The organism is Vibrio sp. 1CM24A (assembly GCF_023161725.1).
In the GTDB taxonomy this organism is placed as follows: domain Bacteria; phylum Pseudomonadota; class Gammaproteobacteria; order Enterobacterales; family Vibrionaceae; genus Vibrio; species Vibrio coralliirubri.
Genome location: NZ_JALNTS010000008.1, coordinates 101,412 through 120,643 on the forward strand (window position 1 = coordinate 101,412; position 19,232 = coordinate 120,643).

Genomic DNA, 19,232 nt, shown 5'->3' on the forward strand with positions numbered 1-19,232 from the left:
CTACAATTTTAACTATAAGAGCACCAGTATCATGGACTCCATGCTGCTTTATATTATCGATTTATTTGGCACTGCCATCTTTGCCGTCTCAGGCGTATTTGTCGCTGGCCGTCTTAAGATGGATCCCTTTGGCGTCGCCGTTCTAGGTAGTGTTACCGCAATTGGTGGCGGTACAATTCGAGACATGGCATTGGGTGCAACTCCCGTGTTTTGGATCACCGATACCACCTACCTTTGGGTTATCATCATCACCTGTTTGCTGACCATGATTATTGTAAGACGCCCGAAACGTCTTGCTTGGTGGATATTGCCGGTATGTGATGCGATTGGCCTAGCGGTGTTTGTTGGCATTGGTGTAGAAAAAGCGCTTATCTATCAAGATTCAGCATTAGTGGCCATCATCATGGGTGTCATCACCGGTTGCGGTGGCGGTATTATCCGTGACGTACTTGCTCGTGAAGTGCCCATGATCTTAAGAAGTGAAGTCTACGCGACCGCTTGTATTATTGGTGGCGCTTTCCATACCATGGCGATCAGCATGGGGCACGACTCAGAAACTGCATTTCTGGCCGGCATATTCTCAACGCTATTGATCAGGCTTGGCGCTATTCGTTGGCATTTATCATTGCCGACCTTCGCCATCAAATAAGCTATCGTTACAAAGTGAAAGGCTCCGCAAAGGGGCCTTTTTTAATCCGGTTTCAAATCACTGATACCCTCTATTTCCACTCTTCAAAGATCCCTTCTTTTCCTAACATTCAATTTAGTAAGGTCGTTAGCCAACACCTTAGTAATGTTTTTTGTTTACTTATCTAATTCGCAGGCTATATTAATAAACTAATAGCTTTATAAATAAATGTATTTACTAACATTGGCAAAAGGGAGTTCAAGATGAGTATTGGTAAAGTGGGCATTGTTTTCTTCTCTAAGAATGGAGCAACTAAGCAAGTTGCTGAAACAATTGCTGAAGGCATTAACACTCAACAACCTAACTCAGTGCTCCTTGTCGAAGTGCTATCTTCTGAAGTGGTCGAAGGAAGGTATGACAATGATGATAAGCTCAAGTCATTAGACAGCTGTGACGCCATTATCTTTGGCTCCCCGACTTATATGGGTTCACCAGCCGCGCAGTTTAAGAGCTTTATGGATGCAAGCAGTGATACCTATTGTAAGAAAGCATGGCGAAATAAACTCGCAGCAGGCTTTACCACTGGCGGCAGCCTTAACGGTGAGCAGCAGCAAACCTTGTTGAGCTTTTTCACTCTGGCTTGTCAGCATGGCATGATTTGGGCCGGGCTTGATATCTCAAAGCACATTGATGACTTAGGTCTGAATCGCACAGGATCAAGCATTGGTTTGGTCGCCAGTGAAGGTGAGACTGCGGAAAGCACCAACAATCACATCAACAGTAACGATCTTCAGACTGCTTTCTATTTTGGTCAGCGCATCGCAAACCTAGTAAAAGCCTAATTAATTAACTAACGGGCAAGCTTCAAAACTCCTAGCTTGTTTGATATCTATGAGCCCAAGACTAGGGCGTGTTGACCTTTCGTGGTTAAATTTTGTTCGAGATAAAAGCGTTTTAATCGCGGCGAGGGGGAAGTAGCCTAGTCACTCTAAGTAAATCTCCCTAAACAAAGAGTAAAACGCTTTTAGCCGACCCCTTCGGGCAGCGTTTGCTGGTCATTTCTACTACGTTATCGGCTTCTCATGTAGGCTAGCTACACATCAAAGCCTCTGCCTTGTATAAATACCCAGCAACTCGCTGCAAAAACCAGCTCGAAAGATCAACACGCCCTAGAGAATGAATGTTGTTTGAGGTAAGTTGAAACAATCATTCCCAACTTTCATGAATATAACCAATGCTACTCGAAGGAATCGAAACTCTACTGGTATTGAGTAAAGCAAAGACCATGAGCCGCACAGGCAGTTTGCTTTATATCAGCCAATCAGCGGTCAGCAAACGAATTGCGAATTTAGAAAAGAAGCTAGGTAAAAAGCTCATTGAACCGAGTGGCCGACAGATAAAACTCACGCCAGATGCGATAGCATTAATCGAGAGTATCGGCCCTACATTCAACGAACTTCGCGGGCTTATTTATGAACAGCAAGAGTTGGAAGATACCACTCTTATCACCCTAGATAGCTCTAAGTCTCTGATAGCTGGTTATTTAGGTGAGATGATGGGCCAATTTATCCAGCAAGATAAATACATCACCATAACCACCAACCACACACCGAGAATCATAGAGCGAGTGCAATCTGGCAAGGCGACTTTGGGGTTGTGTGCTGGCTTACTGCCACCGCATCATGGGTTGATGACCTTCCATCTGTTTGATGAACCGTTTTACATAGTGAGCAAGTCGCCGCTAACGGAGCTTCCTCCAATGGTCATCACTAACGACATGACCAATCCTGCCAATTCTTATCAACTTTCTGTATTAGAGAAGTTTGGTATCAAACCCTTGATGGAGATGGATGCCTACACCGCAGCAGCTCAACTTGCATTGGGCGGGACTGGGCCAGCGTTAATACCGCTCTCTATCGTAAAAACACTCAATATTGAGCCTCAATATCTGTATAGTTTCACCGAATTAGCAGGCTTGATTCGGCCGATTCATATCTGTGTCAGACCAAATAGTTACCAGTCTCCACGAGTTAAAACACTGATAGAATCCATTGTTGATGCTGTTCCCAAAGCAGTTTAGACGCCATTAGCATCGACATCACGATCACAAGGGGGCGAATCCATTTCTGCCCTTTTGTCACCACCACTTTAGCGCCAAGCTGAGCGCCCATAAATCCACCGACCGCCATCACTAATCCCAACTCCCAAATAGGCAAACCAGCCAAAATAAAGAAGATTAAAGCTGCGATATTCGAAGTGAAATTAAGAACCTTAGTACGTGCCGTTGCATCGACTAACGAGAAGTGACCAATCGCAACAAAGCAGACGGTAAAGATAGAACCTGTTCCCGGGCCGAAAAAGCCATCATAAAAACCCACGCCGCCGCCAATACACAGAGCAAACATCGCCTCAGAGATCTTCTGTTTTCCTTCAGATATTCTAGTTTGCGGTGCCAACAGAAAATAGAGAGAGATAGCGATAAGCAGCAGTGGGATAACACTGGTCAGTAGGCTCGCATCAATGTGCTGAACTAACTCGGCACCAATAGCAGAGCCGATAAAGGTACAAAAGATAGCAAGGCGCATCTCTTTGATACTGACAATACCGTTGCGCACGAAATACCAACTCGCAGAGAAGCTGCCAAATGAGCTTTGGAGTTTGTTGGTTGCCAATGCTTGCGTTGGTGGAACTCCAGCCGCTAGCAATGCAGGTAGAGTCAGTAACCCACCGCCGCCAGCCATTGCATCAATAAAGCCTGCTGCCGTTGCAACAACAAACAAGATAGCTAATATTTCTAGAGTGATTTCCATATACCCAACGCCTTAAAGTCCTGTGTAGCGACAAGTTACCACTCACGGCAGACGAGCAATAACGAAACACAAGATTCTAACCTATTCCAAATATTCATCATTAAGTTACCGCGGAATAACAGACATAAAAAAGCCCACTCCGAAGAGTGGGCTTTGAGCATTTATATCCGCTTATCAGCGATACACTTTAGGCGATTAAGCTTGAGAAGCTTTAACCTGAGCGTGTAGCTCTTGAACTGAAGTTACTGACGTTTTCGCGTCTGCAGTGTGCGCCATACAAGTCGCGAATGCAGCGTTTAGCGTAGTCGTGTAGTTAACTTTCTCAGCAAGTGCACCACGACGAAGAACTTTAGAATCTTCAATCGCTTGACGGCCAGCTGCAGTGTTCACGATGTACGTGTACTCGTTGTTCTTGATACGGTCAAGAATGTGAGGACGACCTTCGTGTACCTTGTTTACTAGACGTGGGTTGATGCCCGCTTCGCCAAGGATAACCGCAGTACCGTGAGTTGCGTCTAGCTGGTAACCAAGCTTAGATAGTTTAGATGCTAGGTCAACAACACGCTCTTTGTCGCCTTCGCGAACAGAAAGAAGTGCACGACCGCCTTCTGGGTAGATGTTGCCACAACCCAATTCAGCTTTAGAGTATGCTTCAGCAAACGTTGGACCAACACCCATAACTTCACCAGTAGAGCGCATTTCTGGGCCTAACAGTGGGTCAACACCAGGGAACTTGTTGAATGGAAGTACAACTTCTTTCACTGAGTAGTAAGGTGGGATGATTTCTTTCGTAAAGCCTTGAGACTCTAGAGATTGACCCGCCATTACACGAGCGGCAATCTTAGCGATTGGCGCACCAGTTGCTTTAGATACGAATGGAACCGTACGTGCTGCGCGAGGGTTAACCTCGATTAGGTACACTTCATTGTTCTTAACAGCAAACTGCGTGTTCATCAGACCACGAACACCCAACTCAAACGCCAGCTTTTCAACTTGCTCGCGCATTACGTCTTGGATTTCTTGGCTTAGCGTGTATGCAGGAAGAGAACATGCTGAGTCACCTGAGTGAACACCTGCTTGCTCGATGTGCTCCATGATACCGCCGATTACAACGCGCTCACCGTCACAAATCGCATCAACGTCTACTTCAACAGCGTCATCTAGGAAGCTATCAAGTAGTACTGGAGATTCGTTTGATACGCTAACTGCTTCGTTGAAGTAGCGACGTAGGTCTTGCTCGTCGTATACGATTTCCATCGCACGACCACCAAGTACGTAAGAAGGACGTACAACCAGTGGGAAGCCGATTTCGCGAGATTTCTCTACCGCTTGCTCCATTGTTGTTACTGTCGCGTTTTCTGGCTGAAGTAGGCCTAGACGGTCTACAGCAACTTGGAAACGCTCACGGTCTTCTGCACGGTCGATCGCGTCAGGGCTAGTACCGATGATTGGTACGCCAGCAGCTTCAAGAGCACGTGCCAGTTTAAGTGGCGTTTGACCACCGTACTGAACGATAACGCCTTTTGGCTTCTCAACGCGAGCGATTGCTAGTACATCTTCTAGAGTTACTGGTTCGAAGTACAGACGGTCAGACGTATCGTAGTCTGTAGAAACTGTCTCAGGGTTACAGTTAACCATGATAGTTTCGTAGCCATCTTCACGTAGCGCTAGTGATGCGTGTACACAACAGTAGTCAAATTCAATACCTTGGCCGATACGGTTTGGACCGCCGCCTAGAATCATGATTTTTTCTTTGTCTGTTGGGTTTGCTTCACACTCGTCATCGTAAGATGAGTACATGTAAGCCGTATCTGAAGAGAACTCAGCTGCACACGTATCTACACGCTTGTATACCGGGTGGATATCGTATTGGTCACGTAGACGACGGATTTCGCTTTCCGCTACACCTAGAATCTTAGATAGGCGCGCATCAGCAAAACCTTTACGCTTAAGCTTGTTTAGCTCGTCTTTGTTCAGACCAGCAAAGCCTTTCGCTTTAAGTTCTTGCTCTAGTTTAACGATGTCTTCGATTTGAACTAGGAACCAACGGTCGATTTGCGTTAGGTTGAATACACCGTCTACCGACATACCAGCACGGAATGCGTCAGCGATGTACCAAATACGCTCTGCGCCAGCTTCTTTAAGTTCGTGACGGATAGTCGTTAGAGCATCTGGTGCATCTAAGTCTACCATTTCGTCAAAACCAGTCGCGCCAACTTCTAGGCCGCGAAGTGCTTTTTGTAGAGATTCTTGTTGGTTACGGCCGATAGCCATAACTTCACCAACAGACTTCATTTGCGTCGTTAGACGGTCGTTAGCACCTGCAAATTTCTCGAAGTTAAAACGAGGAATCTTAGTTACTACGTAGTCGATTGTTGGTTCGAATGATGCTGGAGTTGCGCCGCCAGTGATGTCATTCATCAGCTCGTCTAGCGTGAAGCCAACAGCCAGTTTCGCTGCAATCTTAGCGATTGGGAAGCCTGTTGCTTTAGATGCTAGAGCTGAAGAGCGAGATACACGTGGGTTCATCTCGATGATAACCATACGGCCATCTTTCGGGTTGATACCAAACTGTACGTTTGAACCACCTGTTTCAACACCAATCTCACGCAGTACTGCTAGAGATGCGTTACGCATTAGTTGGTATTCTTTGTCTGTCAGCGTTTGAGCTGGAGCCACGGTGATTGAGTCACCTGTGTGAATACCCATTGGGTCGAAGTTTTCAATCGCACATACGATGATGCAGTTGTCGTTTTTGTCACGAACCACTTCCATCTCGTACTCTTTCCAACCGATAAGTGATTCATCGATAAGAAGTTCGTTTGTTGGAGATAAGTCCAAACCACGACGACAGATTTCTTCAAATTCTTCTTTGTTGTAAGCGATACCGCCACCCGTACCACCCATCGTGAACGATGGACGAATGATACAAGGGAAGCCAACCATGTCTAAAACTTTGTAAGCTTCTTCCATCGTTTTCGCTGTATCAGCAGTTGGACACTCAAGGCCAATTGCTTTCATTGCTTTATCGAAGCGTGAACGGTCTTCTGCTTTATCGATAGCGTCAGCCGTTGCACCAATCATTTCAACACCGAACTCTTCAAGAACGCCGTGCTTTTCTAGGTCTAGAGCACAGTTCAATGCAGTTTGGCCACCCATAGTAGGTAGAACTGCATCAGGCTTCTCTTTAGCGATGATGTTACGCACAACTTCCCATTGGATAGGCTCGATGTAAGTTGCATCTGCCATATCTGGGTCAGTCATGATTGTCGCTGGGTTCGAGTTTACAAGAATAACTCGGTAACCTTCTTCGCGAAGCGCTTTACAAGCTTGAGCACCAGAGTAATCGAACTCACATGCTTGGCCGATAACGATCGGGCCAGCACCTAGAATAAGAATACTTTTAATGTCAGTACGTTTTGGCATTGTCTACTACTCCGAATTACGCTGTGTGCTGTTTGATTAGTTCAATAAAGTGGTCGAATAACGGCGCTGCGTCTTCTGGACCTGGGCTTGCTTCAGGGTGACCTTGGAAGCTGAATGCTGGTTTGTCTGTACGATGAATACCTTGTAGAGAACCATCAAAAAGTGATTTGTGCGTTGCACGTAGTGTCTCTGGAAGGGTTTCTTCGTCAGCAGCAAAGCCGTGGTTTTGCGAAGTAATCATCACAACATCACGATCTAAATCTTTAACCGGGTGGTTTGCACCGTGGTGACCAAACTTCATCTTCACTGTCTTAGCGCCTGACGCAAGAGCAAGAATCTGGTGACCTAGACAGATACCGAAGATTGGTAAGCCTTTTTCTAGAAACACTTTTGTCGCTTCAATTGCGTAAGTACATGGTTCTGGGTCACCAGGGCCATTTGAAAGGAAAACACCGTCTGGGTTCAGAGCAAGTACTTCTTCAGCTGAAGTCTCAGCAGGAACAACCGTTAGGCGGCAGCCGCGGTCAACAAGCATTCGTAGGATGTTTCGTTTTGCACCGAAGTCATAAGCAACAACGTGGTATGGCAATTCTGAGTCTGCTTTCGCTTCAGGAAGTCCACCCGTAAGCGTCCACGAACCTTGTTTCCATTGATACGCTTCTTTTGTTGTAACTTCTTTCGCAAGGTCCATACCTTTCAGGCCAGGGAATTCTTTTGCTTTAGCTAGAGCCAAAGCTTCGTCTAGGTTGTTACCCGCTACGATACAACCGTTCTGTGCGCCTTTTTCACGAAGAATACGCGTCAGCTTACGAGTATCGATATCAGCGATACCAACAACGTTTTGCGACTTAAGGTAATCAGAAAGGGATTGTTCATTACGGAAGTTAGAAGCGATTAGAGGGAGATCGCGAATCACAAGGCCTTGAGCGTGGATTGAAGAAGATTCTTCGTCTTCGGAATTGGTTCCGGTATTGCCAATGTGAGGGTAAGTAAGGGTAACGATTTGTTGAGAATAGGAAGGATCAGTGAGGATTTCTTGGTACCCCGTCATCGAGGTATTAAAAACGACTTCACCAACTGCAGAACCTACAGCGCCAATGGCTTCACCGTGAAATACTGTCCCATCTTCTAGGACGAGTAGTGCTGACTTCTTCAAGACAACCTCCAGAAATAAAAATGCATTAAAATTGATTTAATTTGCAAATCTACCTTCCTGCAACACCAAAAACTGCGTGTTTATGGAAATTAGACAAATTGGCGGTATTTTAGTGATCTGCGTGATACGTGTCAACATTTAACTCAAAAGAAATTAAACATTTGTAAGGACTAATTCAATTTACCCCCTCAAAGCTCCAAAAGTTCAAGTTTCATACGCATTTAGCTCGAATATTACGATTTTCTAATTTTCACCCCTCATTTTAGCCAATCATAGAGTGACAAAAATATCAGCAACAAAACGCAATCGATAAATACCAAGAGAAAACATGATAATTTAGAGAACTAAAGCAAAAAGCACACTAAACCCCACATAAACAGCATAGAAATAGAGTCAAAAAGGCGATAATAAGAAAGTAGAAGGAAGATCGTAGAAGTGAGATTACTAAGGAAAAGGCACCAAATAAAGAAAGCGCCGGCAATTGCCAGCGCATAAATATCTATTTACAGGTCATTCAAACCAAGCACATCCGTCATGGTATAAAAGCCTGCTGGTTTATCATTTAACCAAACCGCGGCCTTGATTGCGCCATTAGCAAAGGTCATTCTATCAGTGGCTTTATGAGTAATTTCCACTCGTTCACCGATATCAGCAAACATAGCGGTGTGCTCACCAATAATGTCACCGGCACGAATCGTCGCGAAACCAATCTCATCTTTAGTACGCTCACCAGTAATACCTTCGCGTGACCATACAGCTACATCGTTCAGCTCGTTGCCCATCGCACCCGCAATAGCTTCGCCCATACCAATCGCAGTGCCTGACGGTGCATCGACTTTATGACGGTGATGAGCCTCAACGATCTCGACATCACAATAGTCACCCATCACTTTAGCGGCCTTCTCTAGCAACTTAAAGACCAGGTTCACACCAACGCTGTAGTTAGGTGCCATTACGATCGCCATCTCTTTTGAAGCATCATCAATCGCCTGCTTCTCTTCTTCAGAGAAACCCGTCGTACCGATAATCAGTTTTTTACCGTGACGTTTACAAAGTTCAATATTCGCTAATGTGCTAACAGGGGCAGTAAAATCGACAATCACATCAAACTCTTCGATGGCTTTAGACAAATCATCGACTAAAGCAACATCAAAACGACCTTCACCGCATAACTCGCCGACATCTACGCCGACTAAAGATGACTCTGGACGCTCTGAACCAGCTCCAACACTTGCTTCTGAATTATGATGAGCGGCTTTCACCAAGTTGCGACCCATGCGGCCCGCTGCTCCTGCAATTGCAATTCTTACCACTGCGAATATCTCCATTGTTTTGGTTACCGTTGCCACTTATCTCTTGCAGCAACGTTCAATCGACTAATCTCTTTAAACTAACAACAATCTCAAACTCAGGCTAGCAATTACGAAAACTCTTTTATTACTCGCTCTAAAATTGGCACATTTGCCTCTGGGAAGGCGTATTGATTCAATGATTCTAGGCTTACCCATTCACCTTGTTGACCTTCTTTGCCATAAGGTTGTTCCTCAAAGTCAGTCACAAGGATGAAGTCGAACTTAAGCGACTTATCGGTGTAATCAAACTCAAGGTGCTCAAACAGAGACTGTTCTGTCACCTTGATGCCAATCTCCTCATCAAGCTCACGAGTCATCGCTTGTTCAATGGTTTCGCCCACTTCAACCTTGCCACCAGGGAACTCCCAAAAACCGCCCTTGTGTTTGTCGTCCGGACGTTTAGTGATAAATACCTGTGACTTATCTTGGCTAAAGATAATGCCAGCTACAATATGGATTCTTTTCATGTGTTGGTGTTCCTTCTATGTCCCTAGCGTCATTCCCTACAATGAGGAACGAATTAGATAGGGAATCTGCTCTTTTGTTAGTTCGAAAGATCCCCGACTCGCTCGTCCCTCACTCTCGAGGATGACGCTATCGAAACCTTATTATTTTCACATACAAAAAGAGCCGCCTAAGCGACTCTTTTTATCAATAAGTTTGTGTGAAGCTAAGCTGTGACGTGGTGAGTGCAAGGAGGAGGCACAGAGCTTACGTTAGTAAGTGAGTACCTCCGACACTGCAATCATCCGTTACAGCAACGATTCACCAGACTTAGTCTATTTTACCGTGACACTGTTTGTACTTCTTGCCGCTTCCACATGGACATGGTTCATTACGACCCACTTTACGCTCATCACGCACTACCGTTTGTGGAGATGCCGCTTCAGCTTCATCGTCAGCTAGCTGGTTTTCAGCCGTTGCATGTTGTGCTTGTGCACGACGCGCCGCTTCTTCAGCTTGAGCTTGACGTTGAGCTTCCATCTTTTCAACTTCTTCTTGTTGCTGAACGCGAACTTTAGAAAGGATGGTAACAACATCTGTTTTTAGTACATCTAGTAGGCCTTCAAACAGTTCAAACGACTCGCGCTTGTACTCTTGTTTCGGGTTCTTCTGAGCGTAACCACGTAAGTGGATACCTTGACGAAGGTGATCCATCGCAGCCAAGTGCTCTTTCCAAAGACCGTCTAGCGTTTGTAGCATCACAGATTTCTCGAAGTTACGCAGTACTTGAGCACCAACCACTTCTTCTTTCTGTTTGTACGAATCAACCGCCATACCAAGAATACGCTCACGCAATGCTTCTTCATAAAGCTTGTCGTCTTCGTCTAACCAACCTTGAATATCAAAGTCTAGATCGAAGTCATTCTTCAGACGATCTTGTAGACCCGCGATATCCCACATGTCTTCAAGAGACTGAGGTGCGATGTATTCATCAATCACTGATGCCAATACATCTTCACGGTTGTGTTCGATCATCTCGCTGATGTCATCTGAGCTCATCAGTTCATCACGAAGCTCATAAACCACTTTACGTTGGTCATTGGCTACATCATCGTACTCAAGAAGCTGCTTACGAATATCGAAGTTACGACCTTCAACTTTACGTTGTGCTTTTTCAATTGAGCGAGAAAGCATCTTAGATTCGATCGCTTCGCCTTCGTCCATACCACTTTGGATAAGACCAGCCATACGATCCGATGTGAAGATACGTAGCAGAGAATCTTCCATTGATAGGTAGAAACGAGAAGAACCCGCATCACCTTGACGACCAGAACGACCACGTAGCTGGTTATCGATACGGCGAGATTCATGACGCTCAGTACCAATGATGTGCAGACCACCTGACTCAAGCACTTTATCGTGGATTACTCTCCAGTCAGCTTTGATCTTCTCGATCTGCTCTTTGGTTGGATTATCTAGCTTCTCAACTTGTGCTTGCCAGCTACCACCTAATACGATATCGGTACCACGACCAGCCATGTTAGTTGCGATCGTTACCGCGCTCGGCATACCAGCTTGTGCAACGATCTCTGCTTCCATTTCGTGGAATTTAGCATTTAGAACGCTGTGCTTAATTTTTGCTTTTTTCAGTGCGTTAGACAGTAGCTCAGACTTCTCGATAGAAACCGTACCAACCAATGATGGTTGACCAGCTGCTACACGGTCTTTGATGTCTTCAATGATCGCATTGAACTTATCTTCTTCTGTACGATAAACCACATCTGGCATATCGTTACGAACCATAGGCTTGTTGGTTGGGATAACCACTGTTTCTAGGCCGTAGATAGACTGGAATTCGAAAGCTTCTGTATCGGCTGTACCTGTCATACCTGACAGTTTTTCGTATAGACGGAAGAAGTTCTGGAATGTAATCGATGCTAGCGTCTGGTTTTCATTCTGAATCTTCACACCTTCTTTAGCTTCAACAGCTTGGTGTAAACCTTCAGACCAACGACGACCTGGCATAGTACGACCAGTATGTTCATCAACGATAACCACTTCGCCTTCTTCAGTAACGATGTAGTCGACGTCTTTCTCAAACAGTACGTGTGCACGCAGCGCTGCATTAACATGGTGCAATAGGCTGATGTTTGTCGGAGAGTAAAGCGTATCACCCTCTTCCATCAGGCCGTTTTTGACCATTAGCTCTTCTACAAATTCTTGACCGTTTTCAGTCAGGTGAACTTGTTTCGATTTCTCGTCCATGGTGTAGTGACCTTCACCACGGTACTCTTCAGAATCTTCTTTATCTTGGCGCTCAAGGTTAGGGATCAACGTGTTAATACGCGTGTAAAGATCTGAACTATCTTCAGCTGGGCCAGAGATAATAAGTGGAGTACGAGCTTCATCGATTAAGATTGAGTCAACCTCATCGACAACAGCAAAGAAGCGCTCACGTTGAACACGATCTTCAGCACGGAAAGCCATGTTGTCACGTAGGTAATCGAAGCCAAACTCGTTGTTTGTTCCGTATAGGATATCCGCTTGGTACGCTTCTTTCTTCTCTGGTGGAGCCATGTTTGGCACGTTCACGCCAACAGTCATACCAAGGAATTCAAATAATGGTCGGTTTGTTTCCGCATCACGCTTCGCTAGGTAGTCGTTCACCGTTACTACGTGAACACCTTTGCTAGGTAGGGCGTTAAGATAAGCTGGTAGGGTTGCTGTAAGAGTCTTACCTTCACCAGTACGCATTTCTGCAATTTGGCCAGCATTTAGAACCATGCCACCAATCATTTGCACGTCAAAGTGACGCATGCCGTAAACACGCTTAGACGCTTCACGTACCGTAGCAAATGCTTCAGGTAGAAGTTGGTCTAGCGATTCACCTTTATCTAAGCGCTCACGAAACTCAACCGTTTTTGCTTTTAGTTCTTCGTCTGAAAGTGCTTCAAACGTTGGTTCGAAGTTATTAATTTCTTTTACAATTTTTCTAAGGCGGCGCAGTGTTCTGTCATTGCGACTGCCAATTACCTTTGTCAGCAGCTTAGTAATCATGTGCTTGGAATCTCTTCGTTCTCAGATCGTCCGCGATCTATTTTAAATGCCGTCAGTGTCTCTACTAGCTATGAACTAGTCTTCAGTTACTAACCAAGGATACTGAGATAAATCTAGTATCTTTGATATTGTACTTGAGAGTAGAGTTTTCAAGGCTTGAGTTAAAATTAATGCCCTTTAGTGTAAGTAATTTTCACACCAACGACCATTTATAACCCCATTTGTTTGATGTGCTTGGAACTTTTCTTTCTAATTGCTGATGGATTAGCCAGACTGCAGCTCATTGGGAGACAACTTTCGGATGTTGACGACACTGTATCTGGAAAATAGATACAAAAAAACCAGGTCAATGACCTGGTTTTCGAAATCTTATATTGTTGTAAACAACAATTACGCTAGAACTATTCCTGGCTCAGCAAATGCAACAGGAGAGCCTACCTCTTCCTCGAATGTTGCCCATTCCCAAGCTTCTGCGTCAGCAAGTACTGCACGTAGTAGTTGGTTGTTTAGGCCGTGACCTGATTTGTATGCACGGAACTCACCAATAATAGCGTGTCCACACATGTACAAGTCACCAATCGCATCTAGTACTTTATGAGTTACGAACTCATTGTCAAAACGTAGACCTTCTTCATTAAGAATTCGGTACTCGTCAAGTACGATAGCATTATCAAAGCTACCACCAAGTACTAGGTTTTGAGATTGTAGATACTCAATGTCGCGCATGAAGCCGAAAGTACGAGCGCGAGAAATTTCTTTCACAAAACCTTGTGAAGAGAAATCAAACAACAAACGTTGCTCATCAGATTCAATTGCTGGGTGGTTAAAGTCGATCTCAAAGTCCATACGGAAGCCGTTAAATGGAACAAATTCTGCCCACTTATCGCCATCTTCAAAACGGATAGGCTTTTTGATACGAATAAAACGCTTCGCTGCATTCAGTGTTTCTACACCCGCTTGCTGTAGCAAGTATACGAATGGGCTTGCGCTACCATCCATAATTGGGATCTCAGGAGCATCTACTTCAACAATAATGTTGTCGATGCCCATACCCGCTAAAGCTGCGTTAAGGTGTTCCACTGTAGAGATACGTACGCCTTCGTCATTAACAAGAGCTGTACATAGCATAGTGTCACGAACTGACGCTGGATCAGCTGGGAAATCTACAGGTGGATTTACATCTGTACGACGATAAACAATACCTGTATTTGCAGCTGCCGGGCGAAGAGTAAGTGTGACTTTACGACCAGAGTGGAGACCCACACCAGTTGTTTTCACAATTTCTTTCAGAGTACGTTGTCTGATCATCTGCTTGCCTCGTTATCAGTGCTACAAATCACGGTCAGTATTTACCGACCGCGAATTTTACCATTAATTCGACGATAGTCAAATTTTGGGTATTTGTTAATCAGCCTGACGTCGTAAGAATGCTGGAATATCTAAGTATCCACTCTCTTTCTCAGCCTTAGGTGCTGCACTTTGGCTAGCGCCTGTACCTGAAGAAACAGGTGACGTTGTTGGCTGCGGCTTAACTTGAGGTTTAACCTCAGTTTTTTCTTGCAATGGTTGTGCCACTTTCTCTTCCACTTTTGGTGCAGTTTGAGCCGCTACCTGTGGTTGAGGAGTTGGTGCAACCTTAGCTTTACCACCAGCAACTAATGTAATGTCTGGTTTTTTCTCTGTGCCGATACCTGTTGCTACAACAGTTACACGGATTTCATCCGTCATATCAGGGTCTAGAGAAGTACCAATCACAACTGTTGCGTTATCAGATGCGAATGCCTTAACTGTATTACCTACTGTTTCGAATTCATCTAGACGCATATCTAGGCCTGCTGTGATGTTCACAAGAACGCCACGCGCGCCAGCTAGGTCGATGTCTTCTAGTAGTGGGCTAGAAATTGCCGTTTCAGCAGCTTCTTCAGCACGGTCTTCACCTTTTGCGATACCGCTACCCATCATTGCATGACCCATCTCAGACATTACGGTGCGAACATCCGCGAAATCGACGTTAATCATACCAGGGCGAGTAATTAGCTCAGCGATACCTTGTACAGCGTTTTTAAGTACATCATTAGCACTTGCGAAAGCTTCTAGCAGAGTTACGCCGCGGCCAAGTACTTTAAGTAGCTTCTCATTTGGAATCGTAATTAAAGAATCCACATGTTTAGAAAGCTCTTCAATACCTTGCTCAGCAAACGCTAAACGCTTTTTGCCTTCAAAGCTAAATGGCTTAGTTACAACAGCAACCGTTAGCACACCCAACTCTTTCGCAACTTCAGCAATAACTGGAGCAGCACCTGTACCAGTACCACCGCCCATACCAGCTGCGATAAATACCATATCGGCGCCAGTTAGAACTTCTTTAATTCTTTCTCGATCTTCGAGAGCTGCATCACGGCCTACTTGTGGGTTTGCACCAGCGCCCAAACCTTTAGTGATATCACCACCAATTTGGATCACGCTGCTCACGCTCGTTTTACGAAGTGCTTGTGCATCAGTGTTAACACTGATGAATTCTACGCCTTCGATTGATTCACGTACCATGTGCTCAACAGCGTTACCGCCACCGCCACCAACTCCAACGACTTTAATTACTGCATCGTCAGACATTTCCATCATCGGTTCAAACATGTGTTATCTCCGTTTTTTCCTGCAACTCAGGTTAAAACTCTTTTTGTATCCAATTACGCAATTTGCCAAATAAACCAGACATAGAAGGTGCTGAACGCTTAGGTTCGCTGTAATCACCTTCATCACTGATCTGACAATCTCTTGCGTAATGAAGTAAACCAACCGCCGTAGAATGATACGGCTCTTTAACATAGTCAGTTAAGCCACTAACTTCTAACGGCTTACCAACTCGAACTTGATTGCGGAAAACACGTTCCGCACACTCTACCAATCCGTCAATTTGTGCCGCTCCACCAGTGAGAACGACGCCAGCTGCAAGGTGGTGTTTAATACCTTCATCTCGTAGCTGTAATTGAACCGTATCAATAGTTTGGTTAACGAGACCCATAAGTTCAGTGTAACGTGGTTCAATCACTTCCGACAAAGTTTGTCGTTGCAAACTTCTCGATGGGCGACCACCAACACTTGGGACGTTAACAGAATCATCCTTGCTTACGAGTTCACTCAGAGCGCAACCATGGTTTACTTTTATCTCTTCAGCATCGCTCACTGGCGTGCCGAAAGCGAAGGCAATATCACTGGTTACTGCATTTCCTGCGTAGGAAAAGACTTCTGTGTGTCGAAGTGCACCGCCAGTCCAAATGGAAATATCCATTGTACCCGCACCGATATCGACCACACACACTCCAAGCTCTCTCTCGTCTTCAGTAATTACCGCATTGCTTGAGGCAAGTCCTGAAAACACGATTTGTTCTACTGTGAGACCACATCGTTCAACAGCTTTAATAATGTTTCTCGCCATGTCGCTATGGCAAGAAATTAGGTGAACACTGACTTCCATTCGAACACCAGATAAGCCAAGTGGGTTCTTAATCCCTTCTTGATAATCAATGGTAAATTCTTGTGGGATCACGTGCAGAATTCTCTGCTCATCACCTATTTTAATTGATTTCGCGGTATGGATCGCTCGATCCATATCGTCTTGAGACACCTCTTCATCGGAGATAGTGCCCATGCCTTTTTCAATTCGGCTTGCGATATGTTTACCCGATAGCGAGATAAATACATTGCTGATTTGGCATTCCGCCATCAACTCTGCTTGATCAATAGCTCGCTGAACCGACTTAACTACCGACTCTAGGTCGTTTACACCACCTTTATCCATACCTCTGGATGGGCTTTGCCCAGAACCAATGATATTGATTTGACCATCAGGCAATATTTCACCAACCAGAGCTGATATGGTCGCAGTGCCTATATCAAGACCAACGATTATGTTGTCATCTGCGGTCTTAGTCATCTGTGCTCTCTTCTAACTCTTGCTCTGGAAACCAGCCTACAGCGGCTCCCGTATCATACCTGAGGTCGATGTAGCTCACTTGATTCGCTTTACTACCAAGTTCGTTGTAAAGCGAAATGAAGCGTTCAACACGCTCATCTAAAGAATCTTTACCTAGTTCTAAACGGATACCGTTATCTAGGATTATTTGCCAAGCGCGACGCTCATTGAGAACGAGAGAGGTAACGGTTAACCCTAGACTGTTAATCAAAGGGGTTATCTGTCGCCACTTTTCTATCACTTCTTGGCTGGTGCCGTCTGGGCCGTAAAGCTTAACTCTATCACCCTTCAACAGGCCGATATCACCATTAAACACCTGACCATCGTCATTCAGCAGCATGTTACCGTTCCAGATTGCTGCTGCATGGTACTCAGTCAAAAATACTTTTATTGTGTCTGGCCACTGCTTACGAATGGAGACCACTGAAACCCAAGGTAACGCTTCTAAACTGTCTTGCAACACACCTATGTCTTGCGACATGAAGGTTCCAATATGCTCTAGCTCGCTAAAGGCATGTTGAACATCACCAGCGGTTACGTAAGTTAAGTCGCCTTGAAGTACTATTTTGGAGAGAGGCAATCGCTGATCGTCCCACATCCAAGTCAGTGTGGTATAGAAAAGAAACCCAATGAATAGCAATACCATGACAAAAAAAGACCCGCCTAAGGCGTGTTTCTTGAGCGACGGTAAACTGAATAGGTGGCGGTTTTCGCTAAAAGTACTTTCTACCAAAGCCCGCATTCCCTGTCGTTGGTTCGCAATTCTATTCCCTATCTTCGTAATAGAGGTAAAAGCACTTACTTTAACCTATGAATTATACTGAGCAAAATCAAACTATCAAACGTTGATAATAAGATTTTTGGTCAATTTTAGGTCAATCGCAAGAAGTGAGCGATTGACCACAGTCTGTAGACAGTATTCTGTTACGCGTTCTGCATTTTATTAATGTCTAACTGTAACGATTCCAACTGCTTCGCTACTCGACCAACATCGCCTGCACCCTGCGTTAAAACAAGGTCACCGCCTTGAATTACGTTAGCTAAAGCCGATGGCAGTGCGTTGATATCGGCAACAAAGATTGGATCTATCTTACCACGCCCACGAATAGTTCGACTTAATGAACGTCCGTCCGCCCCTGCAATAGGTTTCTCACCTGCAGAATAAACATCTAACAAAATTAAGACATCAACCTGTTCAAGAACGTTCGCAAAATCATCATACAGATCGCGAGTACGGCTATAACGGTGCGGTTGGAAGATCATAACAAGACGTTTATCAGTCCAGCCACTACGAGCAGCTTGAATCGTCACATCAACTTCGGTTGGGTGATGACCGTAATCATCGACCAACATTGCCACGCCTTTACCTGTTTCGTACTCACCTAGGTGATCGAAACGACGACCCGTGCCTTCGGTTCCCGCCATCGCTTTTAGAATCGCTTCATCGCTGATGTCATCTTCTGTTGCAACAGCAATCGCCGCGGATGCATTCAATGCATTGTGACGACCCGGAATGTTTAACGTGATATCAAGGTTAGCTTTACCTTCACGTACCACCGTGAATTTGCCTTGCTGGCCTTCTTGTACGTAGTTCTCAATACGAATATCCGCATCTTCAGAGAAACCGTAAGTAATCACTTGGCGACTTACCTGAGGGATAAGCTCACGTACTACTGGATCATCAACACACATCACAGCCTGACCGTAGAATGGTAGGTTGTGTAAAAAATCAATAAACGTCTGCTTTAGCGTTTCAAAATCGCCGCCGTAGGTATCCATATGATCCGCTTCAATGTTAGTTACGATACTAACCATTGGTTGCAGATGTAAGAATGACGCATCACTCTCATCGGCTTCAGCGATAAGAATACGGCTTGAACCTAAACGTGCGTTAGTGCCTGCACTTTTCACCAAACCACCGTTTACGAAGGTTGGATCTAGACCTGCTTCAGAATAAATCTGTGTCACTAGCGCAGTCGTGGTTGTCTTACCGTGCGTACCTGCCACAGCAATACCGTGACGAAAACGCATTAGCTCAGCCAGCATTTCTGCACGACGAACGATCGGTGTGCGCGCTTCACGAGCTGCAATAATTTCTGGGTTTTCTTCGTTGATAGCGGTTGAAACCACCACCACACTTGCGTCGGCAACGTTACTTGCTTGGTGGCCGATATAAACGGTCGCACCCTTGCTAACTAAACGATCAGTCACTGGATTTTGAGCAATATCAGAACCCGTGATCTGGTAGCCTTCATTTAGCAAGACTTCAGCAATCCCGCTCATTCCGGCACCACCAATACCAATGAAGTGGATAGATTTAACACGGCGCATCTCTGGCACCATTGCACGGATTTGCGCTAAGTCTTGGGTATGTTCAATCGTCATC

Annotated in this window: 14 protein-coding genes; 3 read left to right on the forward strand and 11 right to left on the reverse strand. The window is 45.1% G+C overall.

The window, feature by feature from the left end; genetic code table 11:
* Positions 1 to 31: 31 nt before the first annotated feature.
* From MSG38_RS18120 to MSG38_RS18130, 3 genes are all read left to right on the forward strand, one after another.
* Positions 32 to 649, forward strand: a complete 618-nt coding sequence (locus MSG38_RS18120) for a TRIC cation channel family protein (protein WP_248402360.1) — start codon at positions 32 to 34, stop codon at positions 647 to 649.
* A 242-nt stretch (positions 650 to 891) separates the two neighbouring features.
* Entirely contained in the window at positions 892 to 1,470 is a 579-nt protein-coding gene (locus MSG38_RS18125) for a flavodoxin family protein (RefSeq protein WP_172380461.1), read from the forward strand.
* A 392-nt stretch (positions 1,471 to 1,862) separates the two neighbouring features.
* The gene (locus MSG38_RS18130; protein ID WP_017059296.1) at positions 1,863 to 2,708 is read left to right on the forward strand and encodes a LysR family transcriptional regulator; all 846 of its coding nucleotides are present in this window, start codon (positions 1,863 to 1,865) and stop codon (positions 2,706 to 2,708) included.
* On the opposite strand, the gene MSG38_RS18135 is transcribed toward MSG38_RS18130, so the two are convergent.
* From MSG38_RS18135 to murC, 11 genes are all read right to left on the reverse strand, one after another.
* On the reverse strand, positions 2,659 to 3,438 hold the full coding sequence (locus MSG38_RS18135; RefSeq protein WP_065676112.1) for a TSUP family transporter: 780 nt from the start codon (positions 3,436 to 3,438) through the stop codon (positions 2,659 to 2,661). The genes MSG38_RS18130 and MSG38_RS18135 overlap by 50 nt on opposite strands.
* A 195-nt stretch (positions 3,439 to 3,633) precedes the next feature.
* A complete protein-coding gene (gene carB / locus MSG38_RS18140; protein ID WP_050622300.1) occupies positions 3,634 to 6,864 on the reverse strand; it encodes a carbamoyl-phosphate synthase large subunit in 3,231 nt (1,076 codons plus the stop codon).
* Positions 6,865 to 6,880: 16 nt separating this feature from the next.
* Positions 6,881 to 8,020 carry a glutamine-hydrolyzing carbamoyl-phosphate synthase small subunit gene (gene carA / locus MSG38_RS18145; RefSeq protein ID WP_048609692.1) on the reverse strand — a complete coding sequence of 380 codons (1,140 nt, stop codon included), beginning with the start codon at positions 8,018 to 8,020 and terminating at the stop codon, positions 6,881 to 6,883.
* A 503-nt stretch (positions 8,021 to 8,523) separates the two neighbouring features.
* Positions 8,524 to 9,348: a 4-hydroxy-tetrahydrodipicolinate reductase gene (gene dapB, locus MSG38_RS18150; RefSeq protein ID WP_248402403.1), complete on the reverse strand. Its 825-nt coding sequence runs from the start codon at positions 9,346 to 9,348 to the stop codon at positions 8,524 to 8,526.
* Positions 9,349 to 9,440: 92 nt separating this feature from the next.
* Positions 9,441 to 9,839 (reverse strand): 8-oxo-dGTP diphosphatase MutT, encoded by a 399-nt coding sequence (gene mutT, locus MSG38_RS18155; protein ID WP_248402361.1) that lies wholly within the window; start codon positions 9,837 to 9,839, stop codon positions 9,441 to 9,443.
* A 307-nt stretch (positions 9,840 to 10,146) separates the two neighbouring features.
* Complete coding sequence (gene secA / locus MSG38_RS18160) at positions 10,147 to 12,873, reverse strand: preprotein translocase subunit SecA (RefSeq protein WP_248402362.1); 2,727 nt, start codon at positions 12,871 to 12,873, stop codon at positions 10,147 to 10,149.
* A 390-nt stretch (positions 12,874 to 13,263) separates the two neighbouring features.
* Complete coding sequence (gene lpxC / locus MSG38_RS18165; protein WP_050651930.1) at positions 13,264 to 14,181, reverse strand: UDP-3-O-acyl-N-acetylglucosamine deacetylase; 918 nt, start codon at positions 14,179 to 14,181, stop codon at positions 13,264 to 13,266.
* A gap of 96 nt (positions 14,182 to 14,277) precedes the next feature.
* A complete protein-coding gene (gene ftsZ, locus MSG38_RS18170; protein ID WP_017059291.1) occupies positions 14,278 to 15,507 on the reverse strand; it encodes a cell division protein FtsZ in 1,230 nt (409 codons plus the stop codon).
* A 31-nt stretch (positions 15,508 to 15,538) separates the two neighbouring features.
* A complete protein-coding gene (gene ftsA / locus MSG38_RS18175) occupies positions 15,539 to 16,807 on the reverse strand; it encodes a cell division protein FtsA (protein ID WP_010434747.1) in 1,269 nt (422 codons plus the stop codon).
* Positions 16,800 to 17,579, reverse strand: a complete 780-nt coding sequence (locus MSG38_RS18180) for a cell division protein FtsQ/DivIB (RefSeq protein ID WP_029235089.1) — start codon at positions 17,577 to 17,579, stop codon at positions 16,800 to 16,802. Before MSG38_RS18180 ends, ftsA begins: the two co-directional genes overlap by 8 nt.
* Before the next feature lie 191 nt (positions 17,580 to 17,770).
* On the reverse strand, positions 17,771 to 19,231 hold the full coding sequence (murC, locus tag MSG38_RS18185) for a UDP-N-acetylmuramate--L-alanine ligase (protein ID WP_017059288.1): 1,461 nt from the start codon (positions 19,229 to 19,231) through the stop codon (positions 17,771 to 17,773).
* Between the last annotated feature and the right edge of the window lies 1 nt (position 19,232).

Coding starts and splice junctions, on each gene's coding strand:
- MSG38_RS18120 (WP_248402360.1), top strand. CDS start 32: ATGGACTCCATGCTGCTTTATATTATCGATTTATTTGGCACTGCCATC.
- dapB (WP_248402403.1), bottom strand. CDS start 9,348: ATGGAGATATTCGCAGTGGTAAGAATTGCAATTGCAGGAGCAGCGGGC.
- ftsA (WP_010434747.1), bottom strand. CDS start 16,807: ATGACTAAGACCGCAGATGACAACATAATCGTTGGTCTTGATATAGGC.
- secA (WP_248402362.1), bottom strand. CDS start 12,873: ATGATTACTAAGCTGCTGACAAAGGTAATTGGCAGTCGCAATGACAGA.
- MSG38_RS18135 (WP_065676112.1), bottom strand. CDS start 3,438: ATGGAAATCACTCTAGAAATATTAGCTATCTTGTTTGTTGTTGCAACG.
- mutT (WP_248402361.1), bottom strand. CDS start 9,839: ATGAAAAGAATCCATATTGTAGCTGGCATTATCTTTAGCCAAGATAAG.
- MSG38_RS18130 (WP_017059296.1), top strand. CDS start 1,863: ATGCTACTCGAAGGAATCGAAACTCTACTGGTATTGAGTAAAGCAAAG.
- murC (WP_017059288.1), bottom strand. CDS start 19,231: ATGACGATTGAACATACCCAAGACTTAGCGCAAATCCGTGCAATGGTG.
- MSG38_RS18125 (WP_172380461.1), top strand. CDS start 892: ATGAGTATTGGTAAAGTGGGCATTGTTTTCTTCTCTAAGAATGGAGCA.
- lpxC (WP_050651930.1), bottom strand. CDS start 14,181: ATGATCAGACAACGTACTCTGAAAGAAATTGTGAAAACAACTGGTGTG.
- carB (WP_050622300.1), bottom strand. CDS start 6,864: ATGCCAAAACGTACTGACATTAAAAGTATTCTTATTCTAGGTGCTGGC.
- ftsZ (WP_017059291.1), bottom strand. CDS start 15,507: ATGTTTGAACCGATGATGGAAATGTCTGACGATGCAGTAATTAAAGTC.